Here is a 16,967-nt window from a genome sequence, read left to right as displayed (position 1 = left end):
CGTGAGGAGAGCAGCATGAACGTGTCCGTGGGGGATCGCTGGGAAGGCTTCATCGAGCAGGTCGTGCGGGAGGGACGCTACGCATCTGCCAATGATGTCGTGCGCGAGGGGCTGCGGCTGGTCGCGGAGCGGGAAGCGCGCTTGCAGTCCCTGCGAGAGACACTGAAGGCGTCGATGGCGGCAGGGGAGCGGGTAAGCGAGGACGGGATCGACGCTGCCCTGGCAGCTCGGAGCGCGCACCTCGCTGCCGAGGGCTTCTGACTCCGAACGTCCGGACGTGAGACGCGCCGTCTTCCTGGCCGCTGCCAGGGACGATCTCCTCCGGATCCTGGAGGACGTGACCCTGGCGAGCGGAAGCCTCGCCACGGGACAGGGCTTCGTGCGCCAGTTGCGGGCACAGTGTCATACCGTTTCCGATTGATCGCCTCGGGTTTGGCCACCCTCCGTCATCGCGAGCGGCCGCGAAGCGATCCAGGGCGCGACAGGTCCGGAAAGGGCGCGCCCTGGTTTGCCACGGCTTCGCCTCGCAAGGACGCAGGACAGGCCGAACGCATCAACCGGATATCGTATCACAGGCTCGCGGCTCTTCCAGGCACCCTGGGGCGAGCTCGCCCGGAATTGCAGCCGGATATCCGCAGCACCCCGTACCGAAGCTACATCATCTTTTTCCGTTATCTCGACGACACGTTCGAGGTCGTGAACATCCTCCATTCCCGGCGGGACATCGATGACTTCTTCGCGGGCGACGAGACGCCGTAGCGTCTCGCCTCACGCCGAAGCCAGCGGCTTCGACACGTCCTCCAGCGACTTGCCCTCGGCGGCCGTGCCCCAGATCGCGCCGACGACCGAGGCCACCGCCATCAGGGCCGCGCCGATGAGGTAGCCGACCAGCACGAGGTCGCGCGAGCCGGTCTCGACCAGGGTGCCGAACAGGAGCGGGCCCGAGACGCCGCCGATGCCGGTGCCGATGGCGTAGAAGGCGGCGATCGCCAGCGCCCGGATCTCCAGGGGGAAGGTCTCGGCCACCGTCAGGTAGGCGGAACTCGCGGCCGCCGACGCGAAGAAGAACACGCCCATCCAGGCCGCGGTCTGGCCCGCGGGGCCGAGCAGGTCGGCGCGGAAGACGAGGCCGACGACGGCCAGCAGCACCGCCGAGATGCCGTAGGTGAAGGCGATCATCGGGCGCCGCCCCACCGTGTCGAACAGGCGTCCCAGCACCAGCGGACCGAGGAAGGAGCCGAGCGCGAAGGGCAGCAGGTACCAGCCGACATCGCCGCCGGGCACGTCGTAGAAGCGTTCCAGCACCAGGGCGTAGGTGAAGAACAGCGCGTTGTAGAAGAAGGCCTGGGCGATCATCAGCGCCAGCCCGACCAGGGTCTGGCGGCGGTTCGTCACGAACAGGGCGTTGGCGACCTCCGCGAGCGGGGTGTGGCTGCGGACCTTGAGCTTGAGGTGCCGCCTCTCGTCCGGCGGAGGCAGGGTCAGCCCCTCGTCGGTGAAGCGCTTCTCGATGCCCGTCACCACCCGGTCGGCCTCCGCCGCGTAGCCGTGGGTGACGAGCCAGCGCGGGCTCTCGGGAATCCAGGTGCGCAGCAGGAGGATCACGAGGCCGATGCCGCCGCCGACGAAGAAGGCGATGCGCCAGCCATAGGCCGGGTCGATCCATTCGGGCCGCAGCAGCGCGATCGACAGGAAGGAGCCGAGCGCCGCGCCGATCCAGAACGAGCCGTTGATGACGAGGTCGGTCCAGCCGCGCACGCGGGCCGGGATCAGCTCCTGGATGGTCGAGTTGATCGCGGTGTACTCGCCGCCGATGCCGGCGCCCGTGAGGAAGCGGAACAGGCAGAAGCTCCCGATATTCCACGACAGGCCCGTGGCCGCGGTGGCCGCGAGGTAGAGGGCCAGCGTGATGAAGAACAGTTTCTTCCGCCCGATGCGGTCGGTGAGCCAGCCGAAGCCGACCGCGCCGGTCACCGCGCCGACGAGGTAGGAACTCGCGGCGAGGCCGACGTCGAACTCGGTGAACGACATCGGCGCCTTGCGCAGCGCCCCGACGAGGGCGCCGGCCAGCGTCACTTCGAGCCCGTCGAGCACCCAGGTGATGCCGAGCGCGACGATGACGAGGGTGTGGAAGCGGCCGAAGGGCAGTCGGTCGAGCCGGGCGGAGATGTCGGTGTCGACGACCGTGCCGGCCGCGACGCGCTCGGGGGCCGCGGCTCCGGGCTGACCTTCCGCTCGGCTCGTCATTGCGCCTCCATTTACTCTGACTCGGCAAAATTGTTCGCAAAGCCCGCCCGAAGCGGGGGCGCGGCAGCGTTCGGAAACGCTTCGGGTTGTGCAATGGCCCCATCCGCCGGGCCGCACGCCATGACTTTTTTCGCACGCTCCGTCGTCAGGACGCTCCTTCCGCCGGCTGCCGCCGCCCTGGCCTCCATGGGGGCGGTGCTCGCCGTCTCGACGCTCGCCGCCGCGGGCGGGGCCGAGCGCTGGTCCCTGCGGCCGAAGACCGGCGACACGACACCCCTTGCGACCGCCGAAACGGCCTCCGCCGAGGCCGTCCCCACCGCGATCCCGCCCGGTCCGGTCCTGCGCGGCGCGACGTCGGTCCCGCCGTCGGATCTGCCGGGCGAGCGGCGCAGCGTGCGCATCGTCTACCAGGGCTACCTGCCTGCGGAGCCGCGCTGAGGGCGGCCTCGCCGCGAGCTCACCGCGTCCCGCCGGACAGCCGCGGATCGAGGACCGCGCCGAGCCCGTCGCCGAGCCGGTTCAGGGCGACCAGGGTGACGACGAGGAAGCCCGCGGGTGCCGCCAGCATCCAGGGCGCGGATTCGAGCGCCCGCGCCCCTTCCGCGATCAGCACGCCCCAGGAGGTCCTGGGCTCCTGCACGCCGAGGCCGAGGAACGACAGGAAGCTTTCCAGCAGGATCACCCGCGGCACCAGCAGGGTCGCCGCCGCGATGATGGGGCCGAGGGTGTTCGGCACGGCGTGGCGCACGAGGATCGTGCCCGGGCCCGCGCCCAGCGCCGTGGCGGCGCGGAAGAAGTCGCGGCCCTTCAGGGCGAGGGTCTGGGTGCGGACGATGCGGGCCATGTCGAGCCACTCGACCGCCGCCACCGCCACCAGCACCAGCCACAGGCCGGCGCGGAAGAACACCAGCAGCATGATGACGAGGAACACGAAGGGCAGGGCGTAGAGGATGTCGAGGATGCGCATCATCAGCGCGTCGACCCGCCCCCCGGCCATGCCGGAGACGGCGCCGTAACTCACGCCGATCGACAGCGCGGCCAGCGCCGCGGTGAGCCCGATCAGCAGGGAGACCTGCCCCGCCGCGAGGCAGCGGGTGAGGAGGTCGCGCCCGAGCGCATCGGTGCCGAGGAGGAAGAACAGCCTTCGCACGGGCGCCTCGACCACGAGCCTGCGGCCGTCGGGGGCGCGCTCCAGCACCTGGGCCGCGCCGAACGCTTCGGAGCGCGGCAGGAGGCGCAAGGCGCGCGCGTCGATGGGTTTCGGCGCAGCCAGCGTCAGGCGCACCCGGTCGCCGTGGAGCGCGGCATCCTCCAGCGTGAGACGCATGCGGAAGGCGAGGCGCTCCAGCGCCGGCCGCAGTTCGCCGGGTTGCGGGTGGGCGGCGAGCCCCGGCCTCACCCGCACGAAATCGGGATAGATCCGCTCGGGCCTGTGCCCGCTGAGGAACGGCCCGACCAGGCAGGCGAGCACGATCACGGCGAGGCTCGCCAGGGCCGCCATGGCACCGCGGTCGCGCACGAGCCGGCGGCGGGCGAGGGCGGCCGAAGCCGCGCTCACGCGAAACCCCTCAGGCGCGGGTCGAGGGCGGCGGCGGCGAGGTCGGCGATCAGGTTGAAGGCGACCACCATCGCCGCCACCAGAACCACGGTGCCCATCACCAGGGTGTAGTCGCGGTTGAGCGCCCCGTCGACGAAGTAGCGGCCGATCCCGGGCAGGCCGAAGACGGTCTCGACCACGACCGAGCCGGTCATCAGCCCGGCGGCCAGCGGCCCGAGGGTCGCCACGACCGGCAGCAGCGCCCCGCGCAGGGCATGGCGGGCGACGCGCGCCCGCGACAGCCCCATGGCGCGCTGTGTGCGGACATGCGGCTGGATCAGCACCTCGGCGAGCGAGGCCCGGGTGAGCCGGGCGATGCCGGCGGCGTGGGGCAGAGCGAGCGTGATCACCGGCAGGACGAGGTTCTGCGGGGCGCCCCAGCCGCCGACGGGGAGCCACGCGAGGCCGAGGCCGAACACGATCTGCAGCAGGGGCGCGGTGACGAAGTTCGGCACCGCGAGCCCGAGGGAGGCGGCGAGCCCGACCAGCCGGTCGGCCGGCCCGCCGCGGCGGAAGGCGGCGAGACTCCCGAGCCCGACCCCCAGGGTCAGCGCGAGCCCGAATGCCAGCGCTCCGAGGGTGGCCGAGACCGGAAGCCCCCGCGCGAACAGGTCGGTGACGGTGAGGTCGCGAAACGTGAAGGAGGGACCGAGGTCGCCCCGAAGCAGGCTCGCGAGGTAGCGCCCGTACTGCACGATCGGCGGCTGGTCGAGGCCGTAGACCCGGCGCAGGTTCTCCATCGCCGCCGGCGGCAGGGGCCGCTCCAGATCGAACGGGCCGCCCGGCGCCAGCCGGATCAGGAAGAAGCTGCCCGTGACCACGAGGAACAGGGTCGGCAGGCTCTGGGCGATCCGGCGGGCGATCAGCGCGATCACGGGTCGAGCCGGAGATAGCGGGTGGGCGCGACGTTGCGGATGTTCGGATGCATCCCGTGCAGGCGCGGCGACACGAGCGCCTTCGAGCGGTAGTGCAGCAGCGGGATCCAGGGCAATTCGTCGAGCACGATCTTTTCCGCGGCGAACAGCCTTTGCGCGCGCCGGTCCACGTCGCGCTCCTGCGCCGCCTCCGTCAGCAGCCCGTCGAAGGCCGGGTTCGACCAGCGCCCCGCATTGAGTCCGTCGTTGCCGGTCCGGAGCAGAAACAAGAAATTCTGCGGGTCGGAATAATCGGCGATCCAGGACATCCGGGCGAGGTCGAAGGGGCCGCCGTCGCGCAGGTAGGCGAAGTGGGTCTTGGCGTCGGTGGCGACGAAGCGGGTCTCGACGCCGAGGCCGCGCCACGCATCCGCCAGCGCGATCGCGGTGTTGCGGTTGTTGTCGGTGACGTTGAAGCGGTACTCGACCGTGAGCGGCCGGCCCGGCCCGTAGCCGGCTTGCGCGAGCAGCCGCAGCGCCGCCTCCTCGCGGTCGATCGGCCCGTCCTCGCGCCCCGGCAGCAGCGGCGGCGGCAGGGCGTGGTCGAGGCCCGGCGGGCAGAAGGAATAGGCCGGGGCCATGGTCTGCCCCCACACGATCTCGGCCAGGAACTCCCGGTCGAGGGCGAGCGAGAGGGCGCGGCGCACCCGCACGTCGTCGAAGGGCTTCTTGCGCAGATCGAAGGCGACGGCGAGCAGGCCGAGCCCCGGCCCGAGTCGCACCTGCGCGCCGAAGCGCTCCTTCAGCGAGGCGATCTGGTCGGCGGGCAGGTCGGAGAGGGAATCGATCTCACCGCCCGCGTAGCGCCGCACCGCCGCGGCGAGGTCCGGCGTCGGGATGACGTCGACCCGCTCGATCGGGATCGCGGCGGCGTCGCGGTAATGCGGGTTCCTGGTCAGGGTGATGCGGTCGTTCGGGATCCAGTCGACGAGCGCGTAGGGGCCGTTCGAGACGAGGTGGCCGGGTCGCGCGAAGGCGTCGCCCCAGCGCTCCAGCGACGGGCGGTGCACCGGCAGCGAGGTCTGTTGCGTCAGGAGTTCGAGGAGGTAGGGCACCGGCTCGGAGAGCCCGATCTCCAGGGTGCGGGCGTCGGGGGCCGCCACCCCCAGCGTCTCCGGCGGCCGCTCGCCGGCGTTGACGGCGGCCGCATTGCGGATCGGGAACAGCACCTCGGCGTATTTCGCCGCCGTCCTCGGGTCGAGGATGCGGCGCAGGGAGAACAGGAAGTCGTCGGCCGTGACCGGGTCGCCGTTCGACCAGCGCCCGTCGGGACGCAGGCGGAAGCGGTAGGTGAGGCGGTCGTCGGAGACGGTCCAGCCCTCGGCGGCGCCGGGGATGATGGTGCCGAGGTTGTCGTAGGTGAGCAGGCCCTCGAACAGGTCGCGCAGGATGTGGGCCTCGGCGGCGGTCGAGGTCTTGTGCGGGTCGAGCGTTTCCGGGTCGGCGTCGTTGCCGCGGCGATAGACCGGCGAGGCCGCCCGTGCCGGCAGGGCGAGCCCGGCGGCGAGCGCCGCGCCGGTTTGCAGGATGGTGCGCCGGAGGAGGCTCATGGGCTTACGGACAAGCGAACAGGCTTCCGACGCATCCCCTCTCCCCGCCCAGCGGGGAGAGGGGACAAGCGGTGCGGGCCTCCGAACACGGTCGTCAGCCCCTCAGGCCCCCGTCTCCCCCTTCAACCCCGCCGCCTCGATGCCGGCGAGCGCGCAGATCTCGTCGTTGTCGGAGGTGTCGCCCGAGACCCCGACCGCGCCGAGCAGCCGGCCCTCGCGATCGCGGATCAGCACGCCGCCGGGCACCGGCACCAGGGCGTCCGGGCCGACGAGGTGGCTCACCGCGGCCACGAAATGCGGCTGCTCCTCGGCGCGCTTGGCGATCGCCCGCGAGCCGAGGCCCAGCGCCAGCGCGCCGTTGGCCTTGCCGCGGGCGACCTCGGCCCGGCGCAGTGCGGTGCCGTCCTCGGCCGCGAGGCATTTGAGGGCGCCGCGGGCGTCGTAGACGACCACCGCCAGCGGCTTGAGCCCCCGCTCGCGGGCGGTCTTCAGGGCGGTCGCGACGAGGGTCTGGGCGGCGGCGAGCGTCAGGTCGGTCATCCGGATGTCCTCGAAGGGCAGGGCGTCCGCCTGAGGACATGCACCGGCGAAGGCCGTTTCGCCAAGCGCCTCCTTTCGCCAAGCGCCTCCTTTCGCCGAGCGTCCCGTTTCGCCAAGCGCCGCCTTCAGCCTATCCGGCGCCGCGGCTCCCGGCCAAGCCGGCGGCGCGTCGCCGCGGCGGCCTGCCCTGGCCCGAAGGGGAGACCGGTCTAGTTCCGCCTCCGGTTGCAGAGAGCAGGAACGACCGCCATGACCGACATCTCGGAGCGCCCCTACGTCCTGTGCCACATGACCGCCTCGGTCGACGGGCGCATCAAGGTGCGGCGCTGGACTGCCATCGACGCGGATTCGCATTACGAGACGGTCCACAAGCGCCTTGCCGGCGATGCCTGGATGTGCGGGCGCATCACCATGCAGGGCTACGCCGACAGCGCGAAACCGCTCGCCTCCGCCCCGCCCGAGGAGCCGGTCTCCCGCGAGGATCACGTCGCCCGCACCGACGCCTCCGGCTACGCCGTGGCGCTCGACGCCCGCGGGGCGATGGATTGGGGCGCGCGCAACGACATCGAGGGCGATCACGTCATCGTGCTGACGACGGGCCAAGCCTCGGACGACCGCCTGCGCCGGCTCAGGGCAGGCGGCCAGTCCTACATCCTGGCCGGCGCGCGGGAGGTCGATTTCGCCCTGGCGCTCGCCAAGCTCAAGCTCCTGTTCGGCATCGAGCGGCTGTTGGTGGAGGGGGGCGGGCGCATCAACGGCTCGATGCTGAAGGCCGGGCTCGTGGACGAGCTGAGCCTGCTGCTGGCCCCGGCGGTCGACGGGGTGATCGGCACGCCGGCCCTGTTCGACTTCGAGGGGACGGAGGGCGATTCCATGGGCGCGCGCCGCCGCCTCACCCGCACCGCCTGCGAGCCGTTCGAGGACGGCACCGTCTGGCTGCGCTACCGGATCGAATCCGTAGGTTGACGCTCCCTCACGCCCACGCATCGTTCCCGCGATGCGCGGCCAGGAAGGCGTCGTAGGCGTTCGTCACCGCCGGCCGGTCCTCGAAATGCGGGAAGGCGCCGGTGGGGAGCCGCAGGATCGTCCAGTTCGGGCGGCCCGCCACCGTGCCGACGTGGCGGTAATCGACGAAGTCGCCCCGCGCGCCGTGCACCATGAAGACCGGCAGGTTCAGCGCCTCGTAGACCCGGGTGGTGTCGTCCGGGAACAGGTAGCCCGCGAGGAACGAGAACGGCGCGTGCTCGGCCCCCGGCTGCCCGGCCGAGATCCGGTCGTAGGCGAACAGGCCCTCGTCGATGTCGCGGCTGCCCCAGGTCTTTTCCAGGAAGAAGCGCATGCTCGGGCCGCTCACCAGCGCGTCGAACAGCGGCCGGCCCCAGAGCGGGAAGGCGGCGAGCTGCCGCGCGAGCGGGTTGCCGCGGTCGGTGTCCGCCGGCCCGCGGCCCGACAGCCGGGCGTCGAAGCCGGTCGGGCTGATCAGGCCCAGCGTCGCGAACAGGTCGGGCCGCTCCAGCGCGGCGCGGGCGAGGTAGGCGCAAGGCAGCGAGAGGGCGATGGCGTCGAGCGCCGCGCCGCCGTGGCGGCCGGCGATCTCGGCGGCCGCGTCGAGGATCGCGTCGGTCATCAGCCGGGGCGTGTAGATCCGGTCCGCCCGCTCCGAGAAACCGAAGCCCGGCAGTTCGAGCGCGTAGACCGGCCGGCTCCGGCGGTAATGCTCGTAGAGCGGCCGGACCTCGTAGGCGTTGGCGGCGGCGTTGACCGAGTGGATCAGGAGCAGCGGTCGGCCCGCTCGCGCATCCGCGGCGTAGAGGTTCACCCGGCCCGCCCGCGTGCGCAGGGTGGTGCGCCGCCCCGACAGGGCCGGGGGCAGGGGACCGGCCCGGTTCAGCCCGAGATGGCTCCAGGCGATCCAGGCGCCGGCCGCCGCCAGCGGCAGGAGGGCGGAACCTTTCAAAAGGCGTCGAGGCATATCCGGTCGCTGCTCACCCCGCACCGGTCGCGATGCGCCTGCGACAACGTCCTGAGATCGACCGTGTTGCCGAGGATTATGGCTCGGCTGCGGGCCTGCCCGTCTGGCGTGGCGCAGGGTTCTCACTGTCCGATCCGATGCGCCCACCCGCGCGAGCGGGTTGGGACGGCGAAGGCGCGAGCAGGGCTGCTACTTCCGGATCGTCGCCCAGGCTCTTCAGATCATCGTCGACCGAGTCCTCGGACGGCTTCCAGAGCGCATACAGCCACGGCCGGACGCCCGGATTTACGTTCAGGGCAGCCTTGACGTTCTCGACGGCCTTGTTTCGGGACGTGTGAGCCAACGCTTCGTCGGCTCGCGCCTCGGCATCCGCATGCTGCTGACCGTAGGCGCAGGCCAGCCAGACGCGAAGATTGACGCTGTGGCCCTGTTTGGGATCGGCCAGGATCGTCTCGCCGAGTTGGATGGCGCGCCGGAAGCCGTCGGGAGCCGGTTCGTACAGGGCCCACAGAACGGCTGTATCCGTTGGAGGCGCATCGCGAAGCACCCGCTCCGCGTCCGGCCTTCGATTCTGGACGGTATACAGCTTGGCCAGCGCGTCCTTGATCAGGATGTCTTTGGGATCGGCAACGGCAGCTTGTTCGACGGCGGTCAGCGCCGCCGGCCATTCCCCGACGCGGGCACGGGCAACGCCCCAGGCCGCGAGTTGCCTCGGCGTTTCCATTGCGTGCATCGGCAGCTTTAGCAGCGAACGATCTGCGTTGGCGACGGCGGGATCGGTCGCCGGCTGCAATTCGTTGCCCTTGATGTTGAGTTGCAGTTGGTCCTGAGCCAGCACGATGTCGGCATCCGCGGCTGCCTCTTCCATACTGTCGAAAAGCTTCGTGAGGACGGTCCGGGTCGCGACGTAGCCCAGCCAGAAGCCGCCTGGAGCAAAGTAGAGGATCAGAGCCAGGGCAAGAAGCTGGCCGTGCGGCTTCCAGCCAAAGCCGGACTCGTTGATCTGTCCCGCGATCGACCAGAGCTTTTCCGGGAATACGTAGAGCTGCGTGAGTCCGACGCCGATCAGGGTCTTGGTCAGCCAGTCGGAGACGTCTTCGAGATTCGTGTTGACGCGAGAGGCCGCGGCCCGACGCGTCGAGGCGGTGTCCGTTGCGTCGGGCGTGGCAGGCAAGGGCTGAGGACGCGCCAGAGTTCTGGGGATGCCGAACAGCAGGCCGAGAAGCCAGCCGCTGACGAAGCTCGCACCTCCCAAAAGCAATCCCAGGCCGAACACCGTCCATGCCAGTCCAGGCGTTCCCGAGATCCAGGCGCCAACGGTGCTCAGCAATAGCATAAAAATGCCACCGCTTATGAGGAAAAAACCAAACAGGTCAGCAATCGAAGCAAAATTCTTGCTCCGCATTGCTTTCGAAAAGGCACCATCGTCAATATTTGATTTGAAAAAACTCGAAATTATGCGAAGCGGTCCATTCAAGATCCATCGCATGCAAATTCATCGGCCGCCCACTCAAGGCACTGCCGCCCCTGGTCAGAAGGAATATAAAACGAATTTAACATCATTGGCACACGAACTGCATTCGTAAATTTGATATGTCTTGGATTGAAATTTTGGATCCAGGGCTTTATTGATTGGCCCCTTCGATCTCCCCGCTCACCTCGAGCCACTCCTCCTCCGCCTTGGCCAGCGCCTCGGCCGCCTCGGCGCGCATCCGGGCCAAGTCGCCGGCCTTGGCCGCATCCTTGAGGAAGGCGGTGCCGTCGGCGAGCGCCGCGTCGATCTTCCCGATCGCCCCCGAGAGCTTGGCCATCCGCGCCTCGATCGCGTCGAGGCGCTTCCTGAGGGGCGCCAGCGCCGCGCGCCGCTCCACCGCCGAGCGGCGGGCCTCGGCCCGCTGGCCGCCGGTGGATTCGTTCGCGGATTCCAACCGTTCCGGGCCGGCCAGCACGAGGCGGCGATAGTCGTCCATGTCGCCGTCGAAGGTCTTCACCGAGCCGTCGCCGACGATCCAGAGCCGGTCGGCGCAGGCCTCGATCAGGAAGCGGTCGTGGGAGACGAGGATCACCGCCCCCTCGTAGTCGTTGATCGCCTCGACCAGCGCCTGCCGGCTCTCGATGTCGAGGTGGTTGGTCGGCTCGTCGAGGATGAGCAGGTGCGGCCCGCCGAAGGCGGCGAGCCCCATCAGCAGGCGCGCCTTCTCGCCGCCGGAGAGCTTTTCCACCGGCGTGTCGGCTTTCGACGCGGGGAAACCGAGACGGGCGGCGGCCGAGCGGACCTTCGCTTCCGGAGCGTCGGGCATCCGGCCGCGCACATGCGCCACCGCGCTCTCGGCCGGGCGCAGCTCGTCGAGCTGGTGCTGGGCGAAGTAGGCGACCTCCATCTTCGAGGCGCGTTTCAGTTCGCCGGCCAGCGGGGCCAAGCGCCCGCCGATCAGCTTGCAGAAGGTCGACTTGCCGTTGCCGTTGGCGCCCAGGAGCGCCACCCGGTCGTCGGGGGCGAGGCTCAGGTTGAGTCCCGAGAGCACGATCCGCTCGCCGTAGCCGGCCTGCACCCGCTCCATCGCGACGATCGGCGGCGAGAGCGGCTTTTCCGGGCTCGGCAGGTGGATCACCGGCGCCTCGTCTTCCAGGAGCGCGGCGATCGGCTCCATCTTGGCGAGCCGTTTCATCCGCGACTGGGCCTGCCGCGCCTTGGTCGCCTTGGCCTTGAAGCGGTCGATGAAGCTCTGGAGGTGGGCCCGTTCGGCGTCCTGCTTGGCCTTCGCCTTGGCCTGGAGCACCCGCTTCTCGGAGAGCTGCCGGCTGAAGCTGGTGAAGCCGCCCCGGTAGATCGTCAGCTTGCCGCGGTCGAGGTGCAGGATGTGATCGACCGAGGTGTCGAGCAGCTCCCGGTCGTGGCTGATGACGATCGCCGTGCGCGGGTACTTTTCCAGGTAGTCGTAGAGCCAGAGCGTGCCCTCGATGTCGAGGTAGTTGGTGGGCTCGTCGAGCAGCAGCAGGTCGGGCTCGGAGAACAGGACCGCGGCGAGCGCCACCCGCATCCGCCAGCCGCCGGAGAAGTCGGAGCAGGGGCGCGCTTGCGCCGCCGCGTCGAAGCCGAGCCCGTGCAGGATCGCCGCCGCCCGGGCCGGGGCCGAATGCGCGCCGATATCGACGAGCCGCGTCTCGATCTCGGCGCGGCGCAGGCCGTCGGCGCCGTCCGCCTCGCGCATCAGCCGGGCGCGCTCGGTGTCGGCGGCGAGCACCACCGCGTGCAGGGTCTCGGGCCCGGCCGGCGCCTCCTGCGCCACCGCGCCGATGCGCATGCCCTTCGGCAGCGAGACCGCCCCGGCATCGGTCGGCAGGTCGCCGAGGATCGCCCGGAACAGGGTGGTCTTGCCCGCGCCGTTGCGGCCCACCAGCCCGACGCGGGCCCGGTCGGGGATCGCGAAGGTCGCGGCATCGAGGATGACCCGCTCGCCGATGCGGTAGGTGAGATCGTTGACGCGCAGCATGGGCGGCGTTCTGGGGGCGGGCGGGCCTCAGCGCAAGGGTCTCTGCAAGGGTCCCCGCAAGGGTCTCTCGCGAGCGTCGCGTGAGCCGGGCCCGCGCGAACGTTTCGCCAACTTGAGCGTTCGGCTCGGGCGAACCGAGACAAGAACCGGGAGGAACCATGGCCAAGCCGGACTTCGCCAAGTCGGACTTCGTGAAGCCGGACTTCAAGGCGCCGCGCCCGCCGGAGCTGCTCCCGCCCTGGCGCACGGAACGCCGCGTCGCGCTCCAGGCGGAGGCGCGGACGTTCGCCCGCGACGTGATCCTGCCGCTGGCCGACGCGCTCGATCCGCAAAAAGGGGAGATGCCGCGCTCGCTGATCGACGCCATGGCGGAGAAGGGCTGGTTCGGCATCACGATTCCCGCCGAGTCCGGCGGCCTCGGGCTCGGCGTGTTCGAATATTGCCTCGTCTCGGAGGAACTCGCCCGCGCGTGGCTCTCCACCGGCTCGATCCTCGCCCGCGGCCAGGGGCTCGGCACGCAGACGCTGGACGACGAGCGCCGCCGGGCGCTGCTCGCCAAATCCGCCAGGGGGCGGTGGATCGGCTCGATCGCCTTGTCGGAACCCACCGCCGGCTCGGACCTCGCCGGGGTGCAGACCCGCGCCGAGCGCGAGGGCGACGCATGGGTGCTCACCGGCACCAAGCGCTGGGCCGGCTTCGCGCAAGGGGCCGACTTCATCGAGGTGCTGGCCCGGGTGCGCGACCCCGGGCCCGGCGAGCCGCGCTCGGCCGGCCTCGAACCGTTCCTCGTGGTCAAGGAGCCCGGCACCTTCCCCGCGGGCATGACCGGCAAAGTCATCGACAAGATCGGCTATCACGGCTTCCTCACCTTCGAGCTGAACCTCGATCGCGTGCGCGTGCCCGAGCGCGACCGGCTCACCGGCCTCTACGGCGACGAGGGGGCGGACGCGGATTCCGGCGGCTTCGCCTCGGTGCAGCGCGGCCTCAACATCGCCCGGGTCCACACCGCGGCCCGCGCCGTCGGCGTGGCGCGGGCCGCGGTGGAGGATTGCACCGCCTACCTTCAGGAGCGCGAGCAGTTCGGCCAGCCGATCGGCGGGTTCCAGGCCCTGCGCTTCGCGCTCGCCGACATGGCGGCGGAGGTGGCGCAGGCCCGCGCCTACTGGCAACAGGTCGCCCACCTCCTCGACGCGGGCGAGGCTGCCGAGAGCGAGTCGGCGAGCGTGAAGCTCCTGGCCACCGAGATGGCGGTGCGGGTGACGAACCAAGCGATGCAGCTCCACGGCGGCAACGGCTACACCACCGAGCGGCGGATCGAGCGCTACTGGCGCGACGCCCGCCTCACCACGATCTTCGAGGGCACCAGCGAGATCCAGCGCCGCATCATCAGCGACCGGATGCTGCCGCGGGGGTGAGGGGACGAAGGGGTCTCCGTTCGAACCGTTCGGACGAGGGCATCCACTTCAGGCTCATCGCGAGGCGGAGCCGGAGCGAGCCGGACGCGCCGCGCCTTTCCGGATCGGTCGCGCCGCTGGATCGCTTCGCCGGTGCTCGCGACGACGGTGCCCGCCGGAGCGGACCGCCCGGACACGAAGCGGGAGCGGCGGCGCGGTGGACGGCCCGAACCCGTCGCCTATCGGGTCATGCGCAACCCTCCTATATTCGGCAGCGATGTCCGCCGCCCCCGAACCCCTCGCCCCGCCCCGGGCGCACGTGCGCCGCCTCGACCCGATCCTGGTCGACCGCATCGCCGCGGGCGAGGTGGTCGAGCGGCCGGCCTCCGCCGTCAAGGAGTTGGTCGAGAACGCCATCGATGCCGGCGCGCGCAGCGTCGAGGTGGCGATCGAGGGCGGCGGGCGGCGCCTGATCCGCGTCGTCGACGACGGCATCGGCATGGGAGCCGACGACCTGGCGCTGGCGGTCGAGCGCCACGCCACCTCGAAGCTCCCCGACGGCGACCTCACCCGGATCGGCTCGCTGGGCTTTCGCGGCGAGGCCCTGCCCTCGATCGGCGCGGTGTCGCGGCTCACCCTGACCTCGCGCACCGCGGACGGGGAGGGGGTGAGCCTGACGATCGATTCCGGCGCCAAGGGCCCGGTGCGCCCGGCCCCCGCCGCGCGGGGCACCCGCATCGAGGTGACCGAACTCTTCGCCGCGACCCCGGCCCGGCTGAAATTCCTCAAATCCGACCGGGCCGAGACGGCGGCCGTCTCCGAGATCCTGCGCCGGCTCGCGGTGGCGCAGCCGCGGATCCGCTTCACGCTTCGCACCGAGAGCGGCAGCCCGACGGTGTTTCCCGCCGAGAGCGAGCCGGGCCCGGCCGGCTTCCTGCGCCGGCTCGGGGCGGTGCTGGGGCCGGACTTTCCCGGCAATGCCGTGCCCGTCGACATGGCCCGCGAGGGGTTCGCGCTCCAGGGGCACGCCGGCCTGCCGACCTTCCACCGCGGCGCGGCGAGCCACATCCACTTCGTCGTCAACGGCCGCCCCGTGCGCGACCGGCTGCTGCTCGGCGCCGTGCGCGGCGCCTATGCCGACACCATGAGCTCCGACCGCCACCCGGTGCTCGCGCTCCACCTCACCTGCGATCCCGCCCTGGTCGACGTGAACGTGCATCCGGCCAAGACCGAGCTGCGCTTCCGCGAGCCGGGGCTGGTGCGGGCGCTGATCGTCAGCGCGATCCACGAAGCCCTGCGCCGGGCCGGGGCGCGGTCCTCGACCACCGGCACCCGGGCCGCCCTCGACGCCCTGCGCGCGGGGAGCGTCGGAGGGCGATTCGCCGAGGCGGCGGAGCTCGGGCGGTTCGCCGTGCATTCGGGTGCCGCCGCCAGCTCCTCAAGCCCCCGACCGGCGAGCCGCCCGTTCGCCGGCCCCTCGGTGGCCGCGCCCGCGGGCTACCGCGCGCCGCAGCGCCCGGCCTTCGCCGACGACAGGGGTGCGGGATGGGGCGAGGGCTTGAACGAGGGCTTGGGCGCAGGCTTGGGCGCGCACCGCGACGAGGGCCGTTCGGGCTTCGCCGAGACGCCGCAGGCCCTGTTCTCGGCCGACCTCGCCCCGCCGGGCGCCGACCTGCGTCCCGAACCGGACACGGGCCCCGACGCCGTCGCCGCGGCGGAAGCCCATCCGCTCGGCGCCGCCCGGGCGCAGATCCACGAGACCTACATCCTGGCCCAGACCCGCGAAGGCATCGTGCTGGTCGATCAGCACGCCGCCCACGAGCGGCTGGTCTACGAGCGGCTGAAGCGAGAGCGGACCGGCGGCGGCGTGCTCGCCCAAGTCCTGCTGATCCCCGACGTGGTCGAGATGGCGCCCGAGGCCGCCGACCGCCTGGTCGAGGCCGCCTCCGAACTGGAGCGGCTGGGCCTGAGCCTCGAAGCCTTCGGGCCGGGCGCCGTCCTGGTGCGGGCGGTGCCGGCCGCGCTCGCCGGCGGCTCGGTGAGGGGCCTCGTCCTCGACGTGCTCGACGCGCTCGACGCCAGCGGCGTCGAGGAGGGCGGCCCGGCCGGCGCGGGCGATCCCGATCCGGTGAGCCGACGCCTCGACGCGCTCCTGTCGTGCATGAGCTGCCACGGCTCGATCCGCGCCGGGCGTCGCCTCAAGCCGGAGGAGATGAACGCGCTCCTGCGCGAGATGGAGGCGACCCCGCTCTCCGGCTCGTGCAACCACGGCCGCCCGACCTTCGTGACCCTGGGGCTGGCCGATATCGAGCGGCTGTTCGGGCGGCGGTAGGAGCCGAATGCGGCGACCGTGTGGGGTCGTCGCGCTCAGTCGAAGCGGCCCGTGCGCAAAACTTCGCCCGCTCCGAGGCCGAGAGCCTGCGCAGCAGCATCGGCGATGCGGGTGTGGAGTCGCTTTCCCCGGTCGAGGTGGTTCTCCTCGATCGCGTTTCCAGCGATGCGCAGCAGCAAGCGCGTCGTCGCTTCCGAGTTGTCGAAGATCGCCGACTCGTGCGCCAGCGGGATCGCCTGCGCCAGCCTCGACAACGCGATGCCGTAACGCCGCCGGATGACCGGCTCGGGAATCGCGTGGCCGCCCTTCCGCACCCGGTCGCCGACGCGCTCCACGTTCAGGTCCGCCGAGTCCAAGGCAACGAAGACGAGAGCCACCTGATAACCGGCTTCCCTCGCCCGGCGCATCAGGCCGACCGCTTGGTTGCTGCTCAAGGTCGTCTCGTAGGCGAAGTCCCGTCCGGCCTCGACGAGTTCGTTCAGGCGTACGAGGACAGCCCTGCCGGCTGCGAGCGACGCCGCTTCGGGATCGACCGGGTTGATGCGTCGGGCAACGATGTCGGCATTGACGAACTCGCCCGGCGGATCGATGGCCCGGTAGAGGCTCGACTTCCCGGATCCGTTGGGGCCGCCCAGGATCGTACAGACCGGCGTGGCCACGGCCCGGGATCAGCGCCTGGGGCCGACCGGCTCGACGACGACGCGTCCCTCGCTGCGCCGGAGGCGCTGCCGGGTGCCATCCGGCCATTCCCGCACGATTCCGTCGCCGACGGCAGGATCGACGTAGTGGCTGGGCACGCCGAGGCGCTTGGCCTCTTCGATCGCCTCGACACCCATGTGCCGGATCGCATCCACATTCCGGCGAAGTTTGTCGAACAGAATCATGCGCCTCGCTCGTGGACGGACAGCCGCATGCCGTAAGGTCCGG

17 protein-coding genes are annotated in these 16,967 nt (G+C 71.3%); 7 read left to right on the top strand and 10 right to left on the bottom strand.

Annotated features, from left to right (window positions below; genetic code table 11):
• Positions 1-15 precede the first annotated feature (15 nt).
• From PGN25_22595 to PGN25_22585, 3 genes are read left to right on the top strand one after another with little or no spacing between them, the layout of a single operon-like run.
• A complete protein-coding gene (locus PGN25_22595) occupies positions 16-261 on the top strand; it encodes a type II toxin-antitoxin system ParD family antitoxin (GenBank protein ID MEH3120292.1) in 246 nt (81 codons plus the stop codon).
• A gap of 16 nt (positions 262-277) precedes the next feature.
• Positions 278-421: a hypothetical protein gene (locus PGN25_22590; GenBank protein MEH3120291.1), complete on the top strand. Its 144-nt coding sequence runs from the start codon at positions 278-280 to the stop codon at positions 419-421.
• Positions 422-432: 11 nt separating this feature from the next.
• Complete coding sequence (locus PGN25_22585) at positions 433-759, top strand: type II toxin-antitoxin system RelE/ParE family toxin (protein ID MEH3120290.1); 327 nt, start codon at positions 433-435, stop codon at positions 757-759.
• A 9-nt stretch (positions 760-768) separates the two neighbouring features.
• Here PGN25_22585 and PGN25_22580 read toward each other — a convergent pair whose 3' ends face one another.
• Positions 769-2,247 (bottom strand): MFS transporter, encoded by a 1,479-nt coding sequence (locus PGN25_22580; GenBank protein ID MEH3120289.1) that lies wholly within the window; start codon positions 2,245-2,247, stop codon positions 769-771.
• 120 nt (positions 2,248-2,367) lie between these two features.
• Between PGN25_22580 and PGN25_22575 the strand changes: the two genes are divergently transcribed.
• On the top strand, positions 2,368-2,685 hold the full coding sequence (locus PGN25_22575; GenBank protein MEH3120288.1) for a hypothetical protein: 318 nt from the start codon (positions 2,368-2,370) through the stop codon (positions 2,683-2,685).
• Between the two features lie 19 nt (positions 2,686-2,704).
• On the opposite strand, the gene PGN25_22570 is transcribed toward PGN25_22575, so the two are convergent.
• The 4 genes from PGN25_22570 to PGN25_22555 form a co-directional block, all read right to left on the bottom strand.
• Positions 2,705-3,805 (bottom strand): ABC transporter permease, encoded by a 1,101-nt coding sequence (locus PGN25_22570; protein MEH3120287.1) that lies wholly within the window; start codon positions 3,803-3,805, stop codon positions 2,705-2,707.
• Entirely contained in the window at positions 3,802-4,719 is a 918-nt protein-coding gene (locus PGN25_22565; GenBank protein ID MEH3120286.1) for an ABC transporter permease subunit, read from the bottom strand. Before PGN25_22565 ends, PGN25_22570 begins: the two co-directional genes overlap by 4 nt.
• On the bottom strand, positions 4,716-6,308 hold the full coding sequence (locus tag PGN25_22560; protein ID MEH3120285.1) for a peptide ABC transporter substrate-binding protein: 1,593 nt from the start codon (positions 6,306-6,308) through the stop codon (positions 4,716-4,718). The genes PGN25_22565 and PGN25_22560 overlap by 4 nt, the downstream gene beginning before the upstream one ends.
• A gap of 102 nt (positions 6,309-6,410) precedes the next feature.
• Positions 6,411-6,848, bottom strand: coding sequence for a heme-binding protein (locus tag PGN25_22555; GenBank protein ID MEH3120284.1), 438 nt, complete (start codon positions 6,846-6,848; stop codon positions 6,411-6,413).
• Between the two features lie 249 nt (positions 6,849-7,097).
• Here PGN25_22555 and PGN25_22550 point away from each other — a divergent pair, with 249 nt between their 5' ends.
• Positions 7,098-7,814 carry a RibD family protein gene (locus PGN25_22550; GenBank protein ID MEH3120283.1) on the top strand — a complete coding sequence of 239 codons (717 nt, stop codon included), beginning with the start codon at positions 7,098-7,100 and terminating at the stop codon, positions 7,812-7,814.
• A gap of 7 nt (positions 7,815-7,821) precedes the next feature.
• Here PGN25_22550 and PGN25_22545 read toward each other — a convergent pair whose 3' ends face one another.
• From PGN25_22545 to PGN25_22535, 3 genes are all read right to left on the bottom strand, one after another.
• A complete protein-coding gene (locus tag PGN25_22545) occupies positions 7,822-8,805 on the bottom strand; it encodes an alpha/beta hydrolase (protein ID MEH3120282.1) in 984 nt (327 codons plus the stop codon).
• Positions 8,806-8,896: 91 nt separating this feature from the next.
• Positions 8,897-10,309 (bottom strand): hypothetical protein, encoded by a 1,413-nt coding sequence (locus PGN25_22540; protein ID MEH3120281.1) that lies wholly within the window; start codon positions 10,307-10,309, stop codon positions 8,897-8,899.
• Between the two features lie 136 nt (positions 10,310-10,445).
• Positions 10,446-12,314, bottom strand: coding sequence for an ABC-F family ATP-binding cassette domain-containing protein (locus tag PGN25_22535; GenBank protein MEH3120280.1), 1,869 nt, complete (start codon positions 12,312-12,314; stop codon positions 10,446-10,448).
• Positions 12,315-12,472: 158 nt separating this feature from the next.
• On the opposite strand from PGN25_22535, the gene PGN25_22530 reads away from it, so the two are divergent.
• Together PGN25_22530 and mutL are read left to right on the top strand one after the other, a co-directional pair.
• Positions 12,473-13,729 (top strand): acyl-CoA dehydrogenase family protein, encoded by a 1,257-nt coding sequence (locus tag PGN25_22530; GenBank protein ID MEH3120279.1) that lies wholly within the window; start codon positions 12,473-12,475, stop codon positions 13,727-13,729.
• Between the two features lie 256 nt (positions 13,730-13,985).
• Complete coding sequence (gene mutL, locus PGN25_22525; protein MEH3120278.1) at positions 13,986-16,040, top strand: DNA mismatch repair endonuclease MutL; 2,055 nt, start codon at positions 13,986-13,988, stop codon at positions 16,038-16,040.
• 35 nt (positions 16,041-16,075) lie between these two features.
• Here the strand turns inward: mutL and PGN25_22520 are convergent, their stop codons facing one another.
• Both PGN25_22520 and PGN25_22515 read right to left on the bottom strand, forming a co-directional pair.
• Complete coding sequence (locus PGN25_22520; protein MEH3120277.1) at positions 16,076-16,699, bottom strand: zeta toxin family protein; 624 nt, start codon at positions 16,697-16,699, stop codon at positions 16,076-16,078.
• 9 nt (positions 16,700-16,708) lie between these two features.
• Positions 16,709-16,924 (bottom strand): hypothetical protein, encoded by a 216-nt coding sequence (locus PGN25_22515; protein ID MEH3120276.1) that lies wholly within the window; start codon positions 16,922-16,924, stop codon positions 16,709-16,711.
• Positions 16,925-16,967: the final 43 nt, after the last annotated feature.

The organism is Methylorubrum populi, from assembly GCA_036946625.1.
GTDB classification, from domain to species: Bacteria; Pseudomonadota; Alphaproteobacteria; order Rhizobiales; family Beijerinckiaceae; genus Methylobacterium; species Methylobacterium populi_C.
This window is presented reverse-complemented; position numbering and strand designations above follow the sequence as displayed.